Annotated in this window: 26 protein-coding genes and 1 other RNA gene; 8 read left to right on the top strand and 19 right to left on the bottom strand. The window is 60.9% G+C overall.

The window, feature by feature from the left end:
• Nucleotides 1-136 precede the first annotated feature (136 nt).
• A complete protein-coding gene (locus tag ACFWXH_RS10290) occupies nt 137-655 on the bottom strand; it encodes a dihydrofolate reductase (protein WP_379119865.1) in 519 nt (172 codons plus the stop codon).
• Nucleotides 655-1,665 (bottom strand): DUF4424 domain-containing protein, encoded by a 1,011-nt coding sequence (locus ACFWXH_RS10285; RefSeq protein ID WP_379119862.1) that lies wholly within the window; start codon nt 1,663-1,665, stop codon nt 655-657. Before ACFWXH_RS10285 ends, ACFWXH_RS10290 begins: the two co-directional genes overlap by 1 nt.
• A 134-nt stretch (nt 1,666-1,799) precedes the next feature.
• Between ACFWXH_RS10285 and cobF the strand changes: the two genes are divergently transcribed.
• Nucleotides 1,800-2,561 carry a precorrin-6A synthase (deacetylating) gene (gene cobF, locus ACFWXH_RS10280; RefSeq protein WP_379119860.1) on the top strand — a complete coding sequence of 254 codons (762 nt, stop codon included), beginning with the start codon at nt 1,800-1,802 and terminating at the stop codon, nt 2,559-2,561.
• 19 nt (nt 2,562-2,580) lie between these two features.
• On the opposite strand, the gene ACFWXH_RS10275 is transcribed toward cobF, so the two are convergent.
• From ACFWXH_RS10275 to modA, 4 genes are all read right to left on the bottom strand, one after another.
• Nucleotides 2,581-2,922 carry a winged helix-turn-helix domain-containing protein gene (locus ACFWXH_RS10275; RefSeq protein WP_054308175.1) on the bottom strand — a complete coding sequence of 114 codons (342 nt, stop codon included), beginning with the start codon at nt 2,920-2,922 and terminating at the stop codon, nt 2,581-2,583.
• A gap of 89 nt (nt 2,923-3,011) precedes the next feature.
• On the bottom strand, nt 3,012-4,124 hold the full coding sequence (gene modC / locus ACFWXH_RS10270; RefSeq protein ID WP_379119858.1) for a molybdenum ABC transporter ATP-binding protein: 1,113 nt from the start codon (nt 4,122-4,124) through the stop codon (nt 3,012-3,014).
• A complete protein-coding gene (gene modB, locus ACFWXH_RS10265; protein ID WP_379119856.1) occupies nt 4,121-4,825 on the bottom strand; it encodes a molybdate ABC transporter permease subunit in 705 nt (234 codons plus the stop codon). Before modB ends, modC begins: the two co-directional genes overlap by 4 nt.
• Before the next feature lie 30 nt (nt 4,826-4,855).
• The gene (modA, locus tag ACFWXH_RS10260; RefSeq protein WP_379119854.1) at nt 4,856-5,641 is read right to left on the bottom strand and encodes a molybdate ABC transporter substrate-binding protein; all 786 of its coding nucleotides are present in this window, start codon (nt 5,639-5,641) and stop codon (nt 4,856-4,858) included.
• Nucleotides 5,642-5,846: 205 nt separating this feature from the next.
• Between modA and ACFWXH_RS10255 the strand changes: the two genes are divergently transcribed.
• Entirely contained in the window at nt 5,847-6,053 is a 207-nt protein-coding gene (locus tag ACFWXH_RS10255) for a molybdopterin-binding protein (protein WP_379119852.1), read from the top strand.
• Between the two features lie 26 nt (nt 6,054-6,079).
• On the opposite strand, the gene ACFWXH_RS10250 is transcribed toward ACFWXH_RS10255, so the two are convergent.
• From ACFWXH_RS10250 to ACFWXH_RS10200, 11 genes are all read right to left on the bottom strand, one after another.
• On the bottom strand, nt 6,080-6,430 hold the full coding sequence (locus ACFWXH_RS10250) for a hypothetical protein (protein ID WP_379119850.1): 351 nt from the start codon (nt 6,428-6,430) through the stop codon (nt 6,080-6,082).
• A gap of 121 nt (nt 6,431-6,551) precedes the next feature.
• Entirely contained in the window at nt 6,552-6,686 is a 135-nt protein-coding gene (locus tag ACFWXH_RS10245; protein WP_379119848.1) for a hypothetical protein, read from the bottom strand.
• Between the two features lie 125 nt (nt 6,687-6,811).
• Complete coding sequence (locus tag ACFWXH_RS10240) at nt 6,812-7,606, bottom strand: thymidylate synthase (protein WP_379119846.1); 795 nt, start codon at nt 7,604-7,606, stop codon at nt 6,812-6,814.
• 150 nt (nt 7,607-7,756) lie between these two features.
• Nucleotides 7,757-8,068 (bottom strand): DUF2853 family protein, encoded by a 312-nt coding sequence (locus ACFWXH_RS10235; protein ID WP_054308183.1) that lies wholly within the window; start codon nt 8,066-8,068, stop codon nt 7,757-7,759.
• A gap of 250 nt (nt 8,069-8,318) precedes the next feature.
• Nucleotides 8,319-9,266, bottom strand: coding sequence for a substrate-binding domain-containing protein (locus tag ACFWXH_RS10230; RefSeq protein ID WP_054308184.1), 948 nt, complete (start codon nt 9,264-9,266; stop codon nt 8,319-8,321).
• Between the two features lie 62 nt (nt 9,267-9,328).
• Nucleotides 9,329-10,333, bottom strand: a complete 1,005-nt coding sequence (locus ACFWXH_RS10225) for an ABC transporter permease (protein WP_379119843.1) — start codon at nt 10,331-10,333, stop codon at nt 9,329-9,331.
• A gap of 12 nt (nt 10,334-10,345) precedes the next feature.
• Nucleotides 10,346-11,881: a sugar ABC transporter ATP-binding protein gene (locus ACFWXH_RS10220; protein WP_379119841.1), complete on the bottom strand. Its 1,536-nt coding sequence runs from the start codon at nt 11,879-11,881 to the stop codon at nt 10,346-10,348.
• On the bottom strand, nt 11,878-13,053 hold the full coding sequence (locus ACFWXH_RS10215; protein WP_379119839.1) for a Gfo/Idh/MocA family protein: 1,176 nt from the start codon (nt 13,051-13,053) through the stop codon (nt 11,878-11,880). The genes ACFWXH_RS10220 and ACFWXH_RS10215 overlap by 4 nt, the downstream gene beginning before the upstream one ends.
• 2 nt (nt 13,054-13,055) lie before the next feature.
• A complete protein-coding gene (locus ACFWXH_RS10210; RefSeq protein ID WP_379119837.1) occupies nt 13,056-14,117 on the bottom strand; it encodes a sugar phosphate isomerase/epimerase family protein in 1,062 nt (353 codons plus the stop codon).
• A gap of 40 nt (nt 14,118-14,157) precedes the next feature.
• A complete protein-coding gene (gene xylA / locus ACFWXH_RS10205; RefSeq protein WP_379119835.1) occupies nt 14,158-15,468 on the bottom strand; it encodes a xylose isomerase in 1,311 nt (436 codons plus the stop codon).
• Nucleotides 15,469-15,546: 78 nt separating this feature from the next.
• On the bottom strand, nt 15,547-16,572 hold the full coding sequence (locus ACFWXH_RS10200; protein ID WP_379119833.1) for a LacI family DNA-binding transcriptional regulator: 1,026 nt from the start codon (nt 16,570-16,572) through the stop codon (nt 15,547-15,549).
• A gap of 138 nt (nt 16,573-16,710) precedes the next feature.
• Here ACFWXH_RS10200 and ssrA point away from each other — a divergent pair.
• Together ssrA and ACFWXH_RS10190 are read left to right on the top strand one after the other, a co-directional pair.
• Nucleotides 16,711-17,069, top strand: a transfer-messenger RNA (tmRNA) gene (gene ssrA / locus ACFWXH_RS10195).
• Between the two features lie 136 nt (nt 17,070-17,205).
• Entirely contained in the window at nt 17,206-17,754 is a 549-nt protein-coding gene (locus ACFWXH_RS10190; RefSeq protein WP_379119831.1) for an AAA family ATPase, read from the top strand.
• Nucleotides 17,755-17,952: 198 nt separating this feature from the next.
• Here the strand turns inward: ACFWXH_RS10190 and ACFWXH_RS10185 are convergent, their stop codons facing one another.
• Entirely contained in the window at nt 17,953-19,158 is a 1,206-nt protein-coding gene (locus tag ACFWXH_RS10185) for a multidrug effflux MFS transporter (RefSeq protein ID WP_379119829.1), read from the bottom strand.
• A gap of 164 nt (nt 19,159-19,322) precedes the next feature.
• Between ACFWXH_RS10185 and ACFWXH_RS10180 the strand changes: the two genes are divergently transcribed.
• From ACFWXH_RS10180 to ACFWXH_RS10165, 4 genes are all read left to right on the top strand, one after another.
• The gene (locus ACFWXH_RS10180) at nt 19,323-20,003 is read left to right on the top strand and encodes a TetR/AcrR family transcriptional regulator (protein WP_379119827.1); all 681 of its coding nucleotides are present in this window, start codon (nt 19,323-19,325) and stop codon (nt 20,001-20,003) included.
• A 136-nt stretch (nt 20,004-20,139) separates the two neighbouring features.
• Nucleotides 20,140-20,673, top strand: a complete 534-nt coding sequence (locus tag ACFWXH_RS10175; protein WP_379119825.1) for an SspB family protein — start codon at nt 20,140-20,142, stop codon at nt 20,671-20,673.
• Nucleotides 20,674-20,682: 9 nt separating this feature from the next.
• Entirely contained in the window at nt 20,683-20,883 is a 201-nt protein-coding gene (locus ACFWXH_RS10170; protein WP_379119823.1) for a DUF4169 family protein, read from the top strand.
• A 7-nt stretch (nt 20,884-20,890) separates the two neighbouring features.
• Nucleotides 20,891-21,124, top strand: coding sequence for a ribbon-helix-helix domain-containing protein (locus ACFWXH_RS10165; protein ID WP_379119821.1), 234 nt, complete (start codon nt 20,891-20,893; stop codon nt 21,122-21,124).
• Nucleotides 21,125-21,146: 22 nt separating this feature from the next.
• Here ACFWXH_RS10165 and ACFWXH_RS10160 read toward each other — a convergent pair whose 3' ends face one another.
• Nucleotides 21,147-21,656, bottom strand: a complete 510-nt coding sequence (locus tag ACFWXH_RS10160) for a GNAT family N-acetyltransferase (protein ID WP_379119819.1) — start codon at nt 21,654-21,656, stop codon at nt 21,147-21,149.
• Between the last annotated feature and the right edge of the window lie 44 nt (nt 21,657-21,700).

Below are 21,700 nucleotides of genomic sequence, written 5' to 3'. Positions count from 1 at the left end.
TCTTAGCTGCAGTTTGGCCGCGACGCTTTGTCGTGGTTAATGCATCGGCGCGAAATTCAGAACCGATTTTCGGAAAGCGCGATGCGTTGATTCAAAGTGCTGGAGCCTCCTTTGCGCGTCCGGTAGGCGCGCCGCTCTAACCGCGGACACGCCTTTCGTAGACGACATGACGCGTCGGATGGCTGTCTTTCTCGCCGGCCGGAATGTCTTCGGAACTGACGATACGCCACGTCTCGGGATCGATCGGTGGGAAGGAAGTATCGCCGTCAATCGAAGCCAGCACGTGCGTAACATGCAGCCGGTCTGCCAGTGGCAGCGCCTGCGCATAAATCTGGCCGCCGCCAATGACGCAGATTTCATCCGCACCCGCTGTGCAGCGGCCGCGTATGCGGGCCAGCGTCAAGCCGTCGTCTAGAGAGGCCACCACTTCCGCTCCCTCCGCTTGATAGGAGCGGTCGCGGGTGACCACGATGTTCAGTCGCTCCGGCAATGGACGCCTGGGGAAACTTTCCCAGGTCTTGCGGCCCATCACCACCGGCTTGCCCAGCGTATCGGCCTTGAAGCGCTTCAGGTCGGTGGAGAGCCGCCAAGGCAACCCGCCCTCGCGGCCGATCACGCCGTTTTCGGCGATGGCAACATGGATCGAGACACGCATCAGTTGTCATTTCCATTTTCAGGTCGATCGAGCAGGAGGATATCGATGTCGCGCTCGGGCACGAAATCCTCTGCCGTCATCTCGAAGGTCGTTGGTCCAGTCTTCTTCACGCCGGTGCCGCAAAAGGAGACGAGCGACCGAGCATCGATCTTGTCTACCGTGAGCTTGAACTTGCCGATGCTTCCAGTCGCCCAGTTGCCGCCGGTGGTCAGGATATAGGCGATGCGGCTCTCATAAAGTTGCGGACTGCTGTCGGTATTGTCCTTCTGTGCCTTGCGCACAGCCGCCTCGAAGGCTTCATCCATGCAGTAGCGGCGTTTGTAATTGTCATACTCGCCCTGGAACTTGCCATCACTGAAGAAGGTCAAGCCTACGGTTGCGCCGACACTCGGCTTGTAGCGATGCGAGACATGCACCGGCTTGCCGGCCGGAAAGGTCGCACGCCACCAGAAAGTCGAGCGCAATTGCCAGTAAGGTGAGCGCACGCTTTTCCAGCCGGAGCCGTCGTCAAACTGATCCATGACGATGATGCCGCGGGCCAGCCAGTCGTCGGCAACCTGCTGCGGCAGCTTGGCGAGCGCCGCCAAGGCCGCCTTCCCGTAAGGGTAAAGCGGCACGTTCTGTGCTTTCAACTCGACGCTGACATCGACACCAACGGCAAATGCCTTTTGCTCCAGCTCTGGTTTGACGGCAGTGCCATCGACGGTCACCCCGAAGCCGAGAAAGTTGTCGCTGCCCTCTTCCGGAATAGAGGGCATCTCATAGGGATTGGCTTCGATCTCCGGCAGCGGGAAAGCGACAATGGTATTCACATCCTTGTCGGAGGTGTTGCGGAAGACATAGTCGACCGTGACCTTGTCGGGCGAAATGAAGAGATCCTCGCTGTCCATCGAGACGACATCGTTGCGCGACAGGATAAGCCCGCCAGCGCCAAGTTCCGCAGTGGAATCGTTGGCAAAGGCGGGAGCCACGGCAAGCGCCAGGCCGAACGTCAGCGCGATGTGAACCATCTAGCGATTCCCTTCTGAAGAAGCGCCAAGAGCCTACTTGGTTCGAAGGCCGCATCAAAGCCTTTCGATCGTCGCCCATGAACATGGCTTCTCCACTCTGGACAGACCAGTGGGGATCGGGCAGGACAGCGCCCATGCGCAAGGTTCTCGTGATCGGCATCGGCGCCGGCAATCCCGAACACATGACGGTCCAAGCCATCAACGGCCTGAACCGTGCCGACGTGCTTTTCATTCCGGACAAGGGCGCCAAGAAGAACGAACTTGCCGAGTTGCGCCGCGAAATCTGCGACCGTTTCGTCACCAACCCGAAATCACGGCGAGTCGAGTTCGACGTTCCGGCGCGCGCCGAACCGGCACCGTCTTATCGCACGACGGTCGACGACTGGCATGAGGAAATCGCCGACATCTACGAGCGCCTGCTCCGCGAGGAGATTGCCGAGGATGGTTGCGGCGCCTTCCTGATCTGGGGCGACCCCTCGCTCTACGATTCCGCGCTGCGCATCCTGGAACGCGTCAACCGGCGCGGCAACGTCACCTTCGAGCTGGAAGTCATCCCCGGCATCACCGCCATCCAGGCGCTGGCTGCCGGGCACAAGATGGCGCTGAACCGCATCGGCGATCCATTCCTGGTCACGACCGGACGCCGATTGACGGAAGAGGGTCTGCCAGGCAACGCCGGAACCACCGTGGTCATGCTGGACGGCAAATGCTCCTTCCAGACTGTCACCGAAAAGAACACCACCATCCACTGGGGTGCCTATCTCGGCACGGCCGACGAAATCCTGATTCATGGTCGACTGGGCGACGTCGAAGACAAAATCGTCAAGGTCCGCGAGGCCGCCCGCCAGCGCAAGGGCTGGATTATGGACACCTATCTGCTGAGGAAGCCAGAATAGCCGGCTCTGCGCGAGCATCTCATGCGGCGTCGATTTCAGCCTGCAAGGCTTCCATATGCGCTTGGGCTGCGGCAGTGGCCGCCCGCTCGATCGCCCGGTAGCGGCTGACGACAGCGAGCCCCACGGCCGTCAGTTGCGCGCCACCGCCCTTGCGGCCACCGGTCTGCGCCGCCACCAGCGGCTTGCCGAAGACACGGTTCATGTCCTCGACCAGATCCCAGGCATGCTTGTAGGACATTTCCATGCCGCGCGCCGCCGCTGAGATCGAGCCGAAAGCGGCGATCTGTTCCAGGAGCTCTATCTTGCCGGGGCCGATGCGGCCGTCCGGGTCGAGATTGATCCGCAGGCTGAGCGAAGGCATGCTTTCCTCCCGCGTCCATATCTGGGGCGCCGTTACTTTTTATCGCCACCGTTATTCCATATGAGAATAGCGCGTGACAAGAGGGCGCATCAGGCGTCGAATTGCTCCTTCGGAGCAGTCGCCATGTTGGCCTGATCGAAACTCACCGTCTTGACGACCGCAAACACGACGCGGCCGACAGCAAGCGATAGTGCGTGCTGCGACTGCCGTGTGATGCGCGCCATCACCGTCACCCCGTTGCAGTCGATTCTGACCTCAACAGCAGCCCCTTCTCCTGGCTCGATCGCTGTGATGCGGCCTGCCAGCACGTTGAGCGCGCTCAGGCCATGTGGTTGCTCGGTTGCGATCATCACGTCTCGCGCACGGATGCGAACCCTCACCGGCTGGCCGACAATCGCCTGCAGATAGGGAACGCGGATCTCACCTGCCGGTGAACCCAGCACGGTCATGCCGAACCGCTCATCATGATGCAGCACGCGCGTGTCCAGCACAGCGCCGCCTTCCACACGCTCTTCATGGGAAAGCAGGTCGAGCCGCTGCATGATCTCGGTGGTCGGACCAGCGGCGGCAACCTTGCCTTGCGCCATCACCACCACATCGCTTGCCAGTCGCGCCACTTCGGCAACCGAATGGCTGACATAGACGATCGGGATTTTCGTTTCGTCGCGCAGGCGCTCGATGTAGGGCAGAATTTCAGCCTTGCGTGCCTCATCCAGCGAGGCCAGCGGCTCGTCCATCAAAAGCAGCTTCGGGCTGGCCAGTAGCGCCCGGCCGATCGCAACGCGCTGCTTTTCGCCGCCGGAAAGTTTGGCCGGCCGACGGTCGAGCAGATGACCGATGCCCAGCAGTTCGACCACCGCGAGTATATCGCCGTAACGTTCAGCTGCCGGCGTGAACCAGCGGCCATATCGCAGATTGGCGGCCACGCTCAGATGCGGGAACAGCCGCGCATCCTGGAACACCATGCCGATGCGCCGCTTGTGCTTCGGCACGAAGACACCCTCTTTGGTGTCGACCAGCACACGACCGTCAACGGCGATGCGCCCTCGCTCAGGTCGGATCAATCCCGCTATGGCGTTGATCAGTGAAGTCTTGCCGGAACCGGAAGGACCGAAAAGCGCCGTCAGGCGGCCCGAACTCTCGAAAGCCGCCTCGAGCGAAAAGCCGCCTTGCCGGTGGCCGATATCGACCAAGACGCTCATTCGATGTCCATTCTACGGCCGACACGGCGCGCCAACACTTCGGAAGCGATCAGGGCAGCCATCGAGATGACGATGCTGATGAGGGTCAGCCTCAACGCACCTTCGTCACCGCCCGGCACCTGCGTGAAGGTGTAGATCGCCGAAGGCAGCGTCTGGGTCTCGTTCGGAATGTTGGAAACGAAGGTGATGGTCGCGCCAAATTCGCCCATCGCCTTGGCAAAGGAGAGAATGGCGCCGGCGATCATGCCGGGCAGGATCAGCGGGAGTGTGACGGTGGCGAAGACCCAGAGCGGGCTGGCGCCCAGCGTGCCGGCGGCTGCTTCGAGCTTGCGATCCACCGACTCGATGGAAAGGCGGATCGCCCTAACCATCAGCGGAAAGCCCATCACGCCGCATGCCAATGCCGCGCCGGTCCAGCGGAAGGAAAAGACGAGACCGAAATAGTCGGCAAAAAACACACCGGCCGGCCCGCGCCGACCGAAGGCGAGCAGCAGCAGATAACCCGTCACCACCGGTGGCAGGATCAAAGGCAAGTGCACGATGCCGTTGAGCAGCGTTTTGCCCCAGAATTTGCCACGAGCCAGAAGCAACGCCACCGCGATGCCGATCGGCAGGCTGACCAGCATCGCAACGGTGGCGACCTTGATGGACAGCCGGACCGCATTCCATTCGTCAGGGCTGAGGTCCAGCAGCCAGTTCATGCTCGCTTAGTATGCCTCATCGGCAATGCCTCACTGGGTCGGCGCGAGCAGCGTGAACCCCTGCGCCTTGAAAAGCTGGCCTGCCTTAGCAGAGCGCAGGCACTTCAGGAAAGCCGGCGTATCCTTGTCCTTGGATTCCGCCGTCTGGGCGACCGGATAGACGATGGGAGGATGCGTCTCTTCCGGGAAAACACCGATGACCTTTACGCCTTTCTCGGCATTGGCGTCGGTCTGGTAGACAATGCCGGCGGCCGCCTCGCCGGTGGCCACCAGCTTGAGCGCCGCGCGGACATTCTCGGCTTGCGCCACCTTGCCTTCGACCGAAGACCACGTGCCGAGCGATTCCAGCGCCGCCTTGCCGTACTTTCCAGCCGGGACCGCCTTGAAGTCGCCCATGGCAAGTTTGCCGTCGCCAATCACCTTGGCGAGGTCGAAACCCTTCTCGATCTTGACTTCCGCCTTGGAATCCTTGGGCGCCACCAGCACGATCTGATTGCCGAGCAGCTTCACCTCGGTATCTGCCTTGGTCAGCTTCTTGTCGGAGAGATACTTCATCCAATCGAGGTCGGCGGAGATGAAGACATCGGCCGGCGCACCTTCTTCGATCTGCTTGGCCAGCGCCGAGCTCGCGGCATAAGAGATATTGGCAGCCTCGCCGACATCCGTCTCGCAGGCCTTGTTGACCTCATCGAGCGCGTTCTTCAGGCTGGCGGCGGCAAACACGACAAGCTGCTCGTCCGCACGCGCCGCAGGTGCCGCCACCATCATCGCGCCGGCGGCCAGCGTCACCAGCACCAAACCATTGCGTTTCGTCATCGAACCTCTCCCTGCTTTTGCAAAACCCGTCCAGCCAATGGCCTGGAGCGATATATTCATATGAACATAACAAAGGAAAGGCTTCTGCGCATTTTTCAGGAAAAGAGTTTCACTGAAAACCCGTTGTAACAGCTGACCACGACGAGCTACGGTGATCGTCAGCGCAAACGATGCGCATCGGACAGAAATCAACCAGGAGTTCCCCATGAAGATCAGTGCGCGCAACACGCTGAGGGGCAAGATCGTCGAGATCACCAAGGGCGCGACCACGTCGCATGTGCGCATCGACATCGGCGGCGCAGTAGTCACCTCATCCATCACCAACGAAGCCGTCGCCGACCTCGGTCTCGCCGTCGGCAGAGATGCCTATGCCGTCATCAAGGCATCCGACGTGATGGTCGGCATCGACTGATTTGGTTCGGTGCTCGTGACTGCGGCCTAACCCTTCCACATCATCGAGTGAAGTATTGCCTGCATGTGCTGTTCCAGGTCGAGTTCGCCCCGCGCCTCGATCTCCAAAAGGTAACTGGCCTTGGCGCAACGATCGCCTTCTGTGGCTGCAGGATAGACACAGATTGCCATAAGCGCGTTTTCTTCAGTTCGGCAGGCATTGTTGAAGACAACGCCACTGCCACCGATTTGGTCGACGGTTTTGCGGAGCGCCGCATATGACGATTTGTGAGCCTCAATCAGCCCGGTCAGTTCGGCATCAGGCTCTCTCCGCCGAGCGTTAAACGCCATAGCTTCAGCAGTTGTTGCAACGACTGCGCCACCGGATTGAAGCAGCAAGGTGCGGCGATTGATCCTAGACGTGGTGAAATCCCCCTTGGCGGAGCTGGTGTTTCAAAGACTTGATGCAACATAACATGACAACCCGCGCATTCTTGTCAGGAGCGATCGGCATACTTGACTAGAAGTGGTGCAATGGAGCCACGCCAAGCGCGCTGATGGCCGGCCCTGCCGTATCGAGATCTTTCCGCTTTGGCAAAAGGTGCTTGCCGGCATCGAACAGGTCGAGCGTCTCGAAGTGCTTTACTGGCTGCATCTTTCACGGCGCGATTTGCGCAGCAAATCCCCGCCAACGACGGCCCAATCGCTCCGCCACAACCGGGCGACCTTGAAGCGGGTTAAAGCGGCTTTAGCCTGCAACGGCCCGAGGAGTCGTCTGGATCACACGGCGATCGGCGCCTTGATTGTCGCATCGGCGACGTAGTTTTCCAGACGGAAGTCCTCGAAGCGGAAGGCGAAGAGATCCTTCACCTGCGGATTGATCCACATCGTCGGCAACGTCTTTGGCTGACGGCGAAGCTGTTCGCGCGCCTGCTCGAAATGGTTCGAATAGATGTGCGCGTCCCCCAGCGTGTGCACGAAATCGCCGGGCTTCAGCCCGGTCACCTGCGCCACCATCATGGTCAGCAGCGCATAGGAGGCGATGTTGAACGGCACCCCGAGGAAGATGTCGGCCGAGCGCTGATAGAGCTGGCAGGAAAGCCGCCCGTCAGAAACATAGAACTGGAACAGGCAGTGGCAGGGTGGCAGCGCCATCTGTTCCACTTCCGAGGGATTCCATGCCGAGACGATGAGCCGGCGCGAATAAGGATTGCAACGGATTTCCCGCAAAAGGTTCTCGATCTGGTCGATCGTGCCGCCGTTCGCATCCGGCCAGGAGCGCCATTGTTTTCCGTAGACCGGACCGAGATCGCCATTGGCGTCGGCCCATTCGTCCCAGATGGAGACGCCGTTCTCATTGAGATATTTGATGTTGGTGTCGCCGGCCAGGAACCACAGCAACTCGTGGACGATCGATTTCAGGTGCAGCTTCTTGGTGGTCAACACCGGGAAGCCCTGCCCCAGATCGTAACGCATCTGATAGCCGAACACCGAACGCGTACCGGTGCCGGTACGGTCACCGCGATCGGTGCCGTTTTCCAGGACGTGGCTGAGTAGGTCGAGATATTGGCGCATCGCTATCGCCCTGATTCGCGGTATTGGCGTTGACCGCGATCATATCCGGCCAAAGCTTGCCAGGCTATTGCCCAGACAGACCAAACCACAGCATTCCGGCGCGAGAACGCGCCGGAGGTAGTGTCGAAATCGTTCGGAAAGCTGGAGAGCTCAGAGCGAGCCGAGTTTACCGAGATCTTTGGCGACCAGATAATAGAAGGTCACTCGGCTCTTGGTGTTGTCGGCGCTCATCGCCTTGCAGGTCTTTTCGATCGCTGCGTCGGCCTTGGCTGCATCGGTGACGCCGAGCTTCTTGCCAGCCCAGCTGTCGCGGACGCGCTTCAATTCTTCGGGATCGGTGCAGGACACCAGCGAGGAGTCGCGGTTCCTGAGCGCGATGCCCAGGTGCTTCACGATCTTGTCGACGGCATCGGCATTGGCGCCGGCGTCATACTTCTTCACGTCTGCAAGATAATCGCTCATCAGGAATTCCCCTCATCGGAGCCATGTCTGTCCGGTGAGACAACGACCGATCGAAACCGGATTCTCCACACCGGCGCAAACCTTCGGTTGCACTTCGCCGCAAGTCAAGCCTTGCGGCGAGGTTTGGCACAGCATCACCCTGGAATGCTTGCCTTTTTACGTAAGGGAAAGTGCCTCGAGAATACAAAGGCGGCCCGGCAGAATATGCCGAGCCGCCTCATATCTCCGCCTGGTTAAGAGCGAAAGCTGCTCAGAACGGCGAATCCGGGAAGTAGAAGTTTTGGGCGTTGTCCTTGGTGATCAGCGTCGCATCGAGGATGTAGTTGCCGCTTACCGGCACCTGGTCGATCAGCGCAGCCGCCGTCAGTTCCATCGCGGTACCGACCATGGCCGGCGGATAGAGCACGTCGACCGGGATCATCTTGTCGCCGTCCATGACCTTCTTGATCATGTCCTTCGAGCCGGCGCCGGCCACGACATACTGGATGTCGGTGCGCTTTGCCTGCTCGATCGCCTGCAGCACGCCGACCGCCATGTCGTCATCCTGACACCAGACCACGTCGATCTTCGGATATTTGGTCAGATAGTCCTGCATGACCTTGAAGGCATCATCGCGGTTCCAGTTGCCGAACTGACGGTCGAGAACCTTGACCTTCGAGCCAGCGATGCCCTTGTCGAAACCATCCTGGCGCTGCTGATCGATCGGGATCGGCAGGCCGCGGATGATGACGACCTCTGCTTCCGGCGTCTTTTCGGCAATGTATTTGCCCGCCACTTCGCCAAGTGCCGGGTTGTTGCCGGCGACATAGAGGTCGCGCACGGAATTGTCATTGCTGGACGGCGCACGGTCGACCAGAGCCACGAACTTGCCCTTGTCTTTCACTTCCTTGATGGCGTTGACCAGCGGATCCGGATCGGACGGCAGGATCACCAGCGCGTCGATGCCTTGTGTTTCCAGATCCTGCACGGCATTCGCCTGACTGGCCGCGTCCGGCGAGGTCTTGACGATGACGTTCAGCCCCGGATGCTCTTCCATCAGCTTCTTGGCGATACGCTCGGCATGGAACACCACGCCGGCAGTCCAGCCATGGTCGGCCGCTGGGATCGAGACGCCGATGGTCTTCTTGTCCTGCGCCTGGGCAACGCTCATCAGCGCCACCATGGCGACCGCTGCCACTCCGATTAGTCGTTTTCGCATTCTTTCCTCCCTTACAGGTCTGATCAATCAGCGGCCGGGCGACCCGAGAACCCGGCCCTGTTTCAGGATTTCCTCACCAGCGAACGTTGGACGAGCATGGCGATGATGATGATTGCTCCCTGAATGGCCCCGAGCAGGTACTCGCTGACGAAGTTCGAGAGCAGCATGATGTTGCCGACGATCTCCAGGATGAAGGCACCACAGATCGTACCCCATATGCGCCCTACTCCGCCGCGCAGCGCCGTGCCGCCGACCACCACAGCGGTGATCGCCTGCAGTTCCCACATCAGGCCCGTGGTCGCCGAGGTGGAACCCAGCCGGGGAATGTAGATCAGGCAAGCCACAGCCACGCACAGACCCTGGATGACATAGGTGAGCGTACGCACGCGGCTGACCGGAATGCCCGAATAGTGCGCCACATCCTCGTTGGAACCGACAGCGACGACATGCCGGCCATAACGCGTGCGATAGAGTACGAAAGCGCCGATGGCGGCGGTGATGACGATCACATAGATCGGGAACGGCACACCGAGAATTTCGCCGAAATAAACCGGCCTGTAGAGCGACTGCACCTCTGGATTGCGCAGCGTGATGGCCCCGCCCTGCGATAGCCAGGTGGTCAGCCCGCGATAGATGCCCATCGTGCCGAGCGTCGCGATGAAGGGTTCGATACGCCCCACGGTGGTAATCAGGCCGTTGGCCAGCCCACACGCAGCGCCTATGGCGATCGCGAGCACGGCCGCTGCAACGATCGTCATCATCGGATCGGCGACCGCGCCACTGTTCATGAAGAGAATTGTGAGGCTCGCCACAAACGCCACCATCGATCCAACCGAAAGATCGAGCCCACCCGCCGAGATGACGAAGGTTGCCCCCACCGCGATAATCGCGATGAAGGCGCTGCGGGTCAGCACGTTGAGCAGATTGTCGACACTGATGAAGTTGGGATTGGCGAACGCGCCAAGCACAAGCAGCAGCGCCAGCGCCACGAAGGGTGCCACTGCCCGCAGATCCACATCCTTCCAGGATCGTCTCGCCTTTGCCGTTGCTGCTGCCGTTTCGGTCATTATTCCCCCCGCCTAGGCGGCCTCTCCCGCTTGCACGCCGGTTGCCAGCACGACGATCTCGTTTTCAGTCATGTGGTCGCCGGCCACCTCGCCGACGATGTGTCCCGTCCGCATCACCAGGATGCGGTCACACAGGCCGATCAGTTCCGGCATCTCGGACGAAACGACGATGATCGACCGACCTTCGGCCGCCAGCCCGGCGATGAATTTGTAGATCTGTTCCTTGGTGCCGATATCGATGCCGCGCGTCGGTTCGTCGATGATGACGATCGACGGATCGAGCATCATCATCTTGGCAAGCAGCAGCTTCTGCTGGTTTCCGCCAGACAACTGGCCAGCCAGCAGATCCTTCCTGCCGGTGCGGATGTCAAACTCGGCAATCGCCTTGTCGAGCGCCTCACGCTCGCGGGTGCGGTCCACCTGCCACCAGCGCACGAAACGGCCCAGCGAAGCCAGCGTGAGGTTGAGCTTGAGATCCTTTGTAAGCAGCAGGCCCTTGCCCTTGCGGTCTTCCGAAAGGTAGGCGATGCCGGCCTTCATGCTGTCATGCACATTGGCGAAACTGGCCGGCTTGCCGGCAAGACGTACAGTGCCGCGCGCTGTTCGCAAGCCGACCATACCTTCCATCAGTTCCGTGCGGCCGGCGCCAACGAGACCCGCGAATCCCAATATCTCGCCTTTGCGCAACTGGAAGGAAGCGTGCTCGGCATAGCCGGGCACAGACATGTCCTCGACCTCCAGCACCACTTCGCGCGCGCCGGCGGCAGCACGGTCCGGATAAAGCTTGGCCACATCACGCCCGACCATCAGCCTGGCCATGTCGACGGGCTCGACCCCGCTGGCATCGCGCGTCGTCACCAGCCGGCCGTCGCGCAGTACGGTCACCTTGTCTGCAATGCGCTTCACCTCCGGCAGGCGGTGCGAGATGTAGAGGACGGCAGTGCCCTTGGCACGGATATCGGCGATGACTTTGAGCAGCGCCTCCGTCTCCACGGGTGTGAGCGAAGCAGTCGGCTCGTCAAAGATGACGAGGCGGTGCGGCACCAGCAGCGATCGAGCGATCTGCACAAGCTGGCGCTGAGCGATCGACAGCCGCCCGACTGTCACGGTCGGATCGATATCACCGCCGAGTTCGCGGATCGCCTTCCGCGCGCCCTCATTCATCGTCTTGTCGTCGACGACAAGACCCTTGGCGATTTCACGCCCCAGATAAACGTTCTGGGCGACGGTCAGGTCCGGCGCGAGCAGGATTTCCTGATGCACCAGGACGATGCCGCGGTGCTCGGCATCGACAGGCCCGGAAAACACCACCGGCTGGCCATCGATCCTGATCCCGCCATCCGTCGGCTGCAGATGACCGGACAGGATCTTCATCAAGGTCGATTTGCCGGCGCCGTTCTCGCCGATAATCGCGTGCACCTGGCCGGCTTCGACGACCAGGTCGATGCCTTTCAACACCTGCACCGGGCCAAACGACTTCGAGAGCCCCGCAACATTCAGCAGCGGAGCAGCGTTATCGGTCGGAGCAGGTGAAGGTGCCGAGTTCATCCCACCTTCGTCCACACATTGCCGCCTTTCGACGAAGCGACGGCAGCCTGGATGAATTCCATGCCCTTCAGACCGTCTTCAACGGTCGGATAGACCACCTCGGCATCCGCCTTCCTGCCCTCACGGGCAGCACGTATGGCGCGCGCCGCCTCGGCATAGATCGTGGCGAATCCCTCCAGATAGCCTTCGGGATGACCGCCCGGAACACGGGTCACTCTGGTAGCCTCCGGCCACGCGCCATTGCCGCCGCGAGTGAAAAGCTGCTTCGGCTGGCCAAACCGGGTGAACCACAGATAGTTCGGATCGGCTTGAACCCATTCGATGCCGCCCTTTGTGCCATAGACGCGCAGTTTCAGCCCGTTCTCGTGGCCGACGGCCACCTGGCTCGCCCACAGCATGCCGCGCGCGCCGCCTTTGTAGCGGAGCAGGATCTGCACGTCGTCGTCGAGCAGTCGGCCGGGCACGAAGGCCGTCAGTTGCGCCAGAAGCTCGTCCGTCTCCAGACCGGTGACGAATGCCGCGAGGTTGTAAGCATGGGTGCCGATGTCGCCTATCGCGCCGCCAGCGCCCGAGCGTTTGGGATCGGTACGCCACTCCGCTTGCTTGGAACCTGAAAGTTCGGCGCGCTCGGTGAGCCAGTCCTGCGGATATTCCGCCTGCACCAGCCGGACATCCCCCAATTCACCGGCGGCCACCATGGCGCGTGCCTGCCGGATCATCGGATAGCCGGTATAGTTGTGGGTGAGCACGAAAACCTTGCCGGTATTCTTCACCAGATCGACCAGTTCCTGCGCCTCGGCGACCGTGGTGGTGATCGGCTTGTCGCAGATGACATGGATACCGGCCTCCAGGAACGCTTTCGCCGCCGGCGCATGCATATGGTTGGGCGTGACGATGGAAACTGCCTCGATGCCATCTGGCCTTGCGGCTTCCGCCCTGGCCATCTCCTCGAACGAGCCATAGGCACGGTCGGTCGCGATGCCGAGATCGAGCGCCGAGGCTTTCGCTCGTGCCGGATCGGATGAAAGGGCGCCGGCGACCAGATCGAACTGGTCGTCGATGCGGGCGGCGATGCGATGCACCGCGCCGATGAAGGCGCCCTGCCCGCCGCCGACCATGCCGAGCCGGATGCGACCGCCTTGCGTCTCCTGCTTGCTGCCTTCGATCGCCATGGTCAGCTCCTGTCCAATCCGAGCATCTTGCGGTTCGCGGCATCGTCTGTGCCCGCGCCGGCAAAGTCGTCGAAGGCATGTTCGGTCACGCGGATGATGTGATGCTTGATGAATTCAGCGCCTTCACGTGCGCCGTCCTCGGGATGCTTCAGCGCGCACTCCCACTCCAGCACCGCCCAAGAATCGAAATCATAGGCGGTAAGCTTGGAGAAGATGCCGCCGAAATCGACCTGGCCATCGCCAAGCGAACGGAAGCGACCGGCGCGATCCACCCAGCTCTGGAAGCCGCCATAGACACCCTGGCGGCCTGTCGGATTGAACTCGGCATCCTTCACGTGGAAGGCCTTGATGCGCTCATGGTAGATGTCGATGTAGTCGAGATAGTCGAGCTGCTGCAACACGAAGTGCGACGGATCATAGAGCAGGTTGGCGCGGGCGTGATTGTTCACCCGCTCCAGGAACATCTCGTAGCTGACGCCGTCGTGCAGGTCTTCGCCCGGATGGATCTCGTAGCAGAGGTCGACGCCGTGTTCGTCGGCATGATCGAGCAACGGTTTCCAACGCTTCGCCAGTTCATCGAAAGCGGCTTCGACAAGACCGGCAGGACGCTGCGGCCAGGGGTAAACATAAGGCCAGGCGAGCGCGCCAGAGAACGTCGCGTGCGCTTTGAGGCCGAGATGCTTCGAGGCCAGGATCGCACGCTTGACCTGATCGACCGCCCATTCGGTGCGTGCAACCGGATTGCCCCGAACTTCGGGCGCGGCGAAACCGTCGAAGGCCGCATCATAGGCCGGATGGACAGCCACGAGCTGGCCCTGCAGATGCGTGGAGAGTTCCGTGATCTCCAGGCCATGGCTCGCTGCCACGCCCTTCACTTCGTCGGCGTATCCCTTGGAATCCGATGCCTTCTTCAGGTCGAACAGGCGGACATCCCAGGTCGGGATCTGCACGCCCTTGTAGCCGAGGGAAGCCGCCCACTTGCAGATGGCGTCGAACGAGTTGAACGGCGCGGCATCCCCGGCGAATTGCGCCAGGAAAATGGCCGGTCCCTTGATGGTCTTCATCGAACTCCTCCCAATTCAGGCAACCGCATGCGGGCTGCGTTTACACATAGCGGTTGACGATATTCTCCAGATATTCCTGCCGCCCGGAACGCGGCTCCGGTTCGATACCATCCGTGACGACCTTGGCGGCAAGATCCTCGAGGGTCGTTCCACCTGAGAGCACCTTTTTTGCCGCTGCGTCCGTCCAGCCAGCGTAACGTGCCTCGAGCGGATCGGACAACGCCTTGTCCTCGATCATGCGCGCGGCAGCCTTCAGGCCGCGCGCGCAACAGTCGATGCCACCAATATGGGCGATCAGCAGATCCTGCGGGTCGAGTGACTGGCGACGCAGCTTGGCGTCGAAATTGGTGCCGCCGGTGGTGAAACCGCCTGCCTTCAGCACCTGGTAATAGGCCAGTGTCATCTCCGGCACATTGTTGGGAAACTGGTCGGTGTCCCAGCCCGACTGGTAGTCGTTACGGTTCATGTCGATGGAACCGAAAATGCCGAGCGCGTCGGCAAGCGCCAGTTCATGCTCGAAGGAATGGCCAGCCAGAATGGCGTGCCCCTGTTCGATATTGACCTTGACTTCCTTCTCCAGGCCGAAGTCCTTCAGGAAGCCGTAGACCGTCGCGACATCGTAGTCGTACTGGTGTTTGGTCGGCTCCTGCGGCTTCGGCTCGATCAGGATCGTACCTTCGAAGCCGATTTTATGCTTGTAGTCGACAACCATCGAGAGGAAGCGGCCAGCCTGCTCGCGCTCGCGCTTGAGATCTGTGTTGAGCAGCGTTTCATAACCCTCACGACCACCCCACAGCACATAGTTTTCACCACCAAGCCGCTTTGTGACGTCGATGCATTTTTTGACAGTGGCGGCAGCGTAATAGAACACCTCCGGGTCCGGATTGGTGGCGGCGCCTGCCATATAGCGGCGGTGCGAGAACAGATTGGCCGTGCCCCAGAGCAGCTTGACCCCGGTCTCCTGCTGCTTCGCCGCAAAGATATCGGCTATTTCGTCGAGGCGCGCGGCACTCTCGGCGAAATTCCTGCCTTCCGGACGCACGTCGGCATCGTGGAAGCAGTAATAAGGCACGCCGAGAGCCGAGAACATTTCGAAGGCCACATCGGCTTTCAGCCTGGCGGCTTCCATGGTGTCGGCGAACCAGGGGCGCTCGAAGGTCTGGCCACCGAACGGGTCCCCGCCCGGCCAGGCGAAGGAATGCCAGTAGGCCACGGCGAAGCGTAGGTGGTCCTCCAGCCGCTTGCCCAGCACAATCTCGTCCTTGTTGTAGAAACGATAGCCAAGCGGATTGGTCGAATCCGGGCCTTCATATCTCACCTTCCCGATATCGCCGAAAAACCCTGTGCTCACTCTAGAAACTCCTCGTATGGTCATTCGCCCGTTTCGTTTCGCGAAACTGTGGGAGGACAGCTCCGCTTCCCTCTGGGCTCATGGCAGATTGTCCCGGATGTAGATTTCGATCCGGATGGCTTCCTGATTGGCGATGACGGGCGTGTCGTCGATCCTGGCCTTCAGCAGCCGGATCGCGCTACGCACCTCATGGCCGGCGTCCTGATTGATGACCGCGTCGAAGATGCCGTCGCGCAGTGCCTGCTTCGAATGGTCGGTGAGTTCATGCGCAACCACCGTGATTCCGCGATATTCTGCCCTCGACGTCAGCACGTCGATCACACCGCGATTGCCGGCGCCGATGCTGTAGAGGCCTACGACATCGCGCTCGCGATCAAGAAGCTCAGCGAGCAGCGCGCGCGTCACGACCGCATCGTCCCGCCCCTCGATCACAGGCAAGCATTCAAGCCCCGGAAACTCACCCCTGATCGCCTGCTCGAAGGCGGCGCAGCGCTCGGCATGGTCCTTCACCAGCATTGAGCCCGCGACCAGTGCCACCTTGCCGGTGCGCTCGCCGACGAAACGACCGATCAAGCTCGCAGCGGTGCGACCGGCGGCAATGTTGTCGATGCCAACATAGTGGTCTCGATAGGCTTCGGAGACATCGGAGACGAGAGTGGCAACCGGAACGCCGGCTTCTCTCAACCGCACCAGAGCCCTGCGTACACGTTCGGACTCGGTTGCAACCAACGCAACACCCGACACCTGTCCGGCATCGATCTCTTCCAGCACCGCAGCCAGTGCATCGGCGTCGAAGGTCTTCACCTTGTGGATATCGAGATGGGTGCGGTCGAGAACTGAATAAAGCTTTGCCTGGCTGAGCTCGTTTTCCAACCCGAGCATGAAGCTGTTCGAGCCCTCGGGCACGATGAAAAGCAGGTTGTAGACCCGCTGCTTGGCCAGGTTTGCGGCCGAGATGTCGCGCACGTAGCCGAGCCTGACGATAGCAGCATTGACGCGCGCCACCGTCTCCGCGCGCACGCCGGAACGCCTGTTCAGCACCCTGTCGACGGTCGCCAGACTGACACCCGCCTCCCCTGCCACGTCATGAACCGTTGGACGCATTCCTCACTCCCGGCGCCGACCTAGCACGGAGTTTTGAGGTACGTAAAGCAGAATCTGATGTACGTATCTCATGCTTCCTCACCAGTGGTTCGAACGCCTTGGAGATCTGCTGTGCAGAGCTCTGTTTTCGCTCGCCCTGCTATTGAAACCTGGCGGGCCGGTCCGTATATTGGGGACGTCCTGGCAACAGGACTATGGTGCTAAACCGACTGTGCAATAGGCGATCCGGACGCGGTTTCGATACCGCCACCTCCACCATAAACCGTCCTCCGCGCGACGGCTTATGATGGGGGTGAAATGGGTTCGACGGGCGTTGAAAGACAGATCGCTGTACCCGGCATTGTACCACCGTTATCGGGCTAAACTTATAGTTGCCAACGACAACTATGCGGAAGCTCGTCTCGCTGCTTAATGCGGCGCGAACGCTTCAAATCAAGCCCTAGCGGTTCGCACCTCTAGGCGGGGTCCGGAGGCACCTGGCAACAGAAGCCTCCACTTCTCCCCACATCGATACGCCTTGCATCAGCCGGTATTTCCGACTGGCCCGCCGATGCATTGCGACGTGTGCGCCCCCCAAATCCCGAACTTCAGCCGACTGCCCCTAGCGGGTTCCTCCAACCATGGAAAACAGCCATGCAAAACCATACCGACCAATTCTTTGTGCTGACCGGCGGCCCTGGATCCGGCAAGACCACGCTCATTGAAGCTCTTGCCGGGGAAGGTTATGCCACCGCACCAGAGGCAGGACGCAACATCATCCAGGATCAGATGACAGTCGGTGGATCAGCCTTGCCCTGGGGCGACAAGGCTCTTTTTGCGGAACTGATGCTGGCATGGGAACTGCGCTCCCACCATACGGCGTCGCGCCTGGCAGGCCCGGTCTTCTTCGACCGCGGCGTGCCGGACACGCTGGCTTATCTCAGGCTGAGCGGTCTTCCCGTGCCGGCGCACATGGAAAAGGCGGCCGGGCATTTCCGCTACAACCGCCGCGTCTTCATCGCCCCACCCTGGCCGGAAATCTTCACCCAGGATACCGAGCGCAAGCAGGATCTGGAGGAAGCCGAACGCACCTTCGCGGCTCTGGCTGACACGTACCCCCGCTATGGGTACGAGTTGATCACGCTGCCGCGCGCACCGGTGAAGGAGCGGCTCGCCTTCATCTTCGAGGAGCTTGATTCATAAAGCGGCCCGCAAGGAAAATCCCGAGCGGATTCTGATTGCCGCAGGCGAGGAATGCTGCGCCCCGAAGATCATGGCCGAGATTGAAGCGCTTCAGCGTGCAGGCATCGTCCACGTTGCCGATACGCTTCTGAGACGCAGCTGCCACAAACAAGAAAGGCCGGGCAAAAGCCCGGCCCATTTGTCAGTCTTGGGAGAGACTTATTCTGCCGGTGCCTCGATGGGCTGGCGGGTGCGGCCGAGCGTGACCTGCGTCAACGCAAAAGCAATGACGGCGGCGAGCGTAATGCCTGCCACCATGGGCAGCGGCGTTCCGTCGAAGAAAAGGCCGGCCACACCCATCGCCACCGCGCCAATCGCGAAATGCAGCGTGCCCATCAGCGCCGAGGCCGTGCCGGCGATCGTGCCATGCTCCTCCATGGCCAGCACCGCGGTCGTCGGGATGACGAGGCCCAGGAAGCCGTAGCCAATGAACAGCAGGCTCGCCATGACATCCAGCCGATCGACGCCGGAAGCCATTACCGCCAAAAGCACCACCATCGCGGTGGCGTAGCCGACGACGGCGACCTTTACGACTCGCTTCAGTCCGAAGCGGTCGGCGAGCAGGCCTGTCATCTGCGACATTCCGATAAAGGCAACCGCATTGATCGAAAAGAACACGCTGTAGAGCGACGGCGAAAGGCCGTAGTGATCGATCAGGATGAAGGATGAGCTCGCCAGATAGACGAAGAAGGACGCGATTCCAAAGCCGCCAATGGCAGTCAATCCGAGGAAGTTGCGGTCATTGAGCAGGAACCAATAGCCCTTCAGCGCCGAGCCGAACGAGGAGCCGACACGATCCTCGACCGGACGGGTCTCTTTCTGGGCAGTGGCCAGGAGGACGATTGCGACCACCGCAGCCCCGGTCAGCACCCAGAACACCGCGCGCCAGCCAAGTGTTTCGATGATCAGGCTGCCGGAAAGCGGTGCCAGGATCGGCGACACCGAAAACACCAGCATCAGCAACGACATCAGCTTGGCAGCCTCGTTACCGGTATGCATGTCGCGCACGACGGCGCGCGGGATTGCCATACCGGCGCTGGCACCCAGTCCCTGTAGGAAGCGGAACGCGATAAGCCATTCGATGTTGGGTGCCATGGCCGAGCCGATGCCACCGGCGATGAACAGGGCGAGACCGGCATAAAGCGGCGGCTTGCGACCGAACATGTCGGACAGCGGACCAACCACGATCTGACCAAAGCCCATCGACAGGAAGAAGATCAAAAGGCTCATCTGCACGGCCGAGGTGCCGGCATTGAGATCGGCACCTATCGAAGGCAGCGCCGGCAGATACATGTCGACGGCGAAGGCACCGACCGCGGACATAAGGCCGAGCAGCACCGCGGTGCGGAGGAAATGCGCGTTCATGATATGGCTCTTTCAAATCCGGTTACTGCCGCGATGCGGCATCTAACCCAAGGACGTTCCATCCCTTGAGATGCCGACACGAGAAGCGCTGCATCCTCAAATCTTATAGTCCAGAAAATTAGACACTCTTGTCTAAATTGTCAATCACAGCTATATAGATTTTTATGAGCCAGACAATTGCTGCTGACATTCGCCCCCCGCGCGGCCACGAAGCCAAAAGGGTCGCGATCGTAGATGCTGCCATGGCCGTCTTTTGTCGAGAAGGTTTCGCTGGCGCCAATATCGACCTGATTGCTGCGGAAGCGGGCGTCTCGCGCCAAACCGTCTACAATCATCACGGCGACAAGGAAAAACTGTTTGTCGCGGTGGTGCATGAACTCACCGAGCGCTGCAATGCCGGCATTTTCGCCACTCTGGCCACCTTCCCCGATCAGCCCAAGGATATCGAGGCAGACCTGGTCGCCTACGCCGAGCGTATGAACCGCAATTGCATCTGCAGCCGCGACGGCAAATTCCTGCGCAAGCTGATCCAGACCGAGGGCGAGCGTTATCCCGAACTCTTTGCCGAATGGCGCGAGAATGGCCCAGGCACTACACTTCCAGCACTCGCCGCGCGCTTTGCGCGCCTTGCTTTCGCGGGCCACCTCACCATCGACGATCCGGATGTGACGGCCCGCCACTTCATCGCGCTGATCAATGCCGAGTTGCAGATCGAATTCATGATGGGCATTCAGCCGAGCCAGGAAGAAGTTCTGCAGTCAGCCACCAATGGTGTGCGAACGTTCCTGCGGGCCTACGGCGCCCGTCAGTCGGCTTCTCGCCAGCGCGAGACGGCATTGGCCTGAGAACAACGTCGCGAAAGCGTCACCTAAAGACGGCTTTGGTGTTGGCCGCTGTGCCGGCGCCCTCTATATGCGGTTTACGAGCCCGCCAAGCTTGATTACAGCTATGCGGACGATTCAACCGGAACCGCCCAGGCATATGGCCGACGACCACATTCGCTACGACATCCTGGCCCAGGAAGCTTTGCGCGGCGTGATGCGCAAGGTGCTGGCGGAGGTCGCGCGCACCGGCCTTCCGGGCAACCACCACTTCTTCATCACCTTCCTGACGGGCGCGCCGGGCGTGCGCATTTCATCGCGCCTGCGCGAGCGCTATCCCGAACAGATGACCATCGTCATCCAGTTCCAGTACTGGGACCTGAAGGTAACGGAAGCCGGCTTCGAGGTCGGTCTGTCTTTCTCCGACATCCCGGAGAAGCTGGAAATCCCGTTCTCTGCGGTGCGCGGCTTCTACGATCCGTCAGTGAATTTCGAACTCGAATTTGACGTCCGAACCGAGACGGCGGATGAAGCGGAAGACAAGCCGGCAGCCGAGCCTGTCGCACTTGCTCCCGAAAAGAAATCCGATTCGAAGAAGAAAGCGGCTGTCGAACCTGAGAAGCCAGAGGCCGATGAACCCGCCGCCGGCAAGGGTGCCGAGGTCGTCTCGCTCGACGCCTTCCGCAAGAAATAATCCGGAACCATGGCCGAGATCGTCAATCTCCGCCAATTCAAGAAGGGCAAGGCGCGTGAGGAACGCGCCGCGGCGGCCGAACAGAACCGTGCCTTGCACGGCCGCAGCAAGAGCGAAAAGCTGCGCGATAAGCTGCAAGCCGAAAAAGCCGAGCGCCTGATCGATGGCCATCGCCGCGAGCCGGGCTCCTCGTCATCCGACAAGAGCTAGGCCGCGCGTGAGCCTGGTCGAAAAACGCTCGGTCACCATTCGTGGCCACCGCACGTCCTATTCGCTGGAAAAGCCGTTCTACGACGAACTTGCCGCCATCGCCGAAAGCCGAGGTCTCACTCTCGCCTCGCTCGTGGCCGAGATCGACGAACAGCGTTCCCGTGAAGCCAATTTGTCATCGGCGCTGCGGCTCTATGTGTTGGATTGGGTGAAGCAGAGCTCAAGTAAAATCGCGCTGTGAAATTTCTACGGGCCGGAGCGCTTCATGGCCCAACGCGTTTAGCCATCATCACTTCGTCGATCTCCCTGCCCTCATGGATCAATCCGGCAGGCAGACGGCCTATCTCGGCAAAGCCTTCGCGTGCATAGAAGCGCTGCGCTGCCGGGTTCTCCACGCTGACGGTCAGTTCCAGTTGCAGGATACCTTCTTGCCGCGCGTATCGCGTAAGCGCATCGAGCAATGCCTTGGCCGTACCTGCGCCCCGCTCGCTCGCTCGCACGTAGACCATGACGATTGTGGCTCGGTGACGCGACTTCGCCGATTGCTCGCGCAACAGCCCCATCAGGCCGACCGGCTCATCCTCTCGAAAGGCAATGAAGACGGCGCCGCTGGTCACGCGTCGCTGCCATTCCTCGTCCGGTAGCGCTTCCCAATCCTGAACACGACTGGCGAAGGCTGCCGGCTCCAGCCGCAGGGCTTCCAGCCGTATGTGCTTGAAGGCATCCACATCGTCTGGACCAGCCAATCGCACCGTTGCAATGCCCGTGTTCATGCCACTGTCCTTTTCAGGCGCGTGCAGCCATGGCATCCTCCAAA

Origin of the sequence: Mesorhizobium sp. NPDC059054 (genome assembly GCF_042739215.1) — a bacterium.
Lineage (GTDB): Bacteria > Pseudomonadota > Alphaproteobacteria > Rhizobiales > Rhizobiaceae > Mesorhizobium.
This window is presented reverse-complemented; position numbering and strand designations above follow the sequence as displayed.

Coding starts and splice junctions, on each gene's coding strand:
- modC (WP_379119858.1), bottom strand. CDS start 4,124: ATGAGCGTCTTGGTCGATATCGGCCACCGGCAAGGCGGCTTTTCGCTC.
- ACFWXH_RS10285 (WP_379119862.1), bottom strand. CDS start 1,665: ATGGTTCACATCGCGCTGACGTTCGGCCTGGCGCTTGCCGTGGCTCCC.
- ACFWXH_RS10240 (WP_379119846.1), bottom strand. CDS start 7,606: ATGCGCCAATATCTCGACCTACTCAGCCACGTCCTGGAAAACGGCACC.
- ACFWXH_RS10175 (WP_379119825.1), top strand. CDS start 20,140: ATGGCCGACGACCACATTCGCTACGACATCCTGGCCCAGGAAGCTTTG.
- ACFWXH_RS10190 (WP_379119831.1), top strand. CDS start 17,206: ATGCAAAACCATACCGACCAATTCTTTGTGCTGACCGGCGGCCCTGGA.
- modB (WP_379119856.1), bottom strand. CDS start 4,825: ATGAACTGGCTGCTGGACCTCAGCCCTGACGAATGGAATGCGGTCCGG.
- ACFWXH_RS10160 (WP_379119819.1), bottom strand. CDS start 21,656: ATGAACACGGGCATTGCAACGGTGCGATTGGCTGGTCCAGACGATGTG.
- ACFWXH_RS10245 (WP_379119848.1), bottom strand. CDS start 6,686: ATGCAGCCAGTAAAGCACTTCGAGACGCTCGACCTGTTCGATGCCGGC.
- ACFWXH_RS10180 (WP_379119827.1), top strand. CDS start 19,323: ATGAGCCAGACAATTGCTGCTGACATTCGCCCCCCGCGCGGCCACGAA.
- ACFWXH_RS10290 (WP_379119865.1), bottom strand. CDS start 655: ATGCGTGTCTCGATCCATGTTGCCATCGCCGAAAACGGCGTGATCGGC.
- ACFWXH_RS10170 (WP_379119823.1), top strand. CDS start 20,683: ATGGCCGAGATCGTCAATCTCCGCCAATTCAAGAAGGGCAAGGCGCGT.
- ACFWXH_RS10235 (WP_054308183.1), bottom strand. CDS start 8,068: ATGAGCGATTATCTTGCAGACGTGAAGAAGTATGACGCCGGCGCCAAT.
- ACFWXH_RS10225 (WP_379119843.1), bottom strand. CDS start 10,333: ATGACCGAAACGGCAGCAGCAACGGCAAAGGCGAGACGATCCTGGAAG.
- ACFWXH_RS10185 (WP_379119829.1), bottom strand. CDS start 19,158: ATGAACGCGCATTTCCTCCGCACCGCGGTGCTGCTCGGCCTTATGTCC.
- ACFWXH_RS10215 (WP_379119839.1), bottom strand. CDS start 13,053: ATGGCGATCGAAGGCAGCAAGCAGGAGACGCAAGGCGGTCGCATCCGG.
- ACFWXH_RS10210 (WP_379119837.1), bottom strand. CDS start 14,117: ATGAAGACCATCAAGGGACCGGCCATTTTCCTGGCGCAATTCGCCGGG.
- modA (WP_379119854.1), bottom strand. CDS start 5,641: ATGACGAAACGCAATGGTTTGGTGCTGGTGACGCTGGCCGCCGGCGCG.
- cobF (WP_379119860.1), top strand. CDS start 1,800: ATGCGCAAGGTTCTCGTGATCGGCATCGGCGCCGGCAATCCCGAACAC.
- ACFWXH_RS10230 (WP_054308184.1), bottom strand. CDS start 9,266: ATGCGAAAACGACTAATCGGAGTGGCAGCGGTCGCCATGGTGGCGCTG.
- ACFWXH_RS10200 (WP_379119833.1), bottom strand. CDS start 16,572: ATGCGTCCAACGGTTCATGACGTGGCAGGGGAGGCGGGTGTCAGTCTG.
- ACFWXH_RS10255 (WP_379119852.1), top strand. CDS start 5,847: ATGAAGATCAGTGCGCGCAACACGCTGAGGGGCAAGATCGTCGAGATC.
- ACFWXH_RS10275 (WP_054308175.1), bottom strand. CDS start 2,922: ATGCCTTCGCTCAGCCTGCGGATCAATCTCGACCCGGACGGCCGCATC.
- ACFWXH_RS10220 (WP_379119841.1), bottom strand. CDS start 11,881: ATGAACTCGGCACCTTCACCTGCTCCGACCGATAACGCTGCTCCGCTG.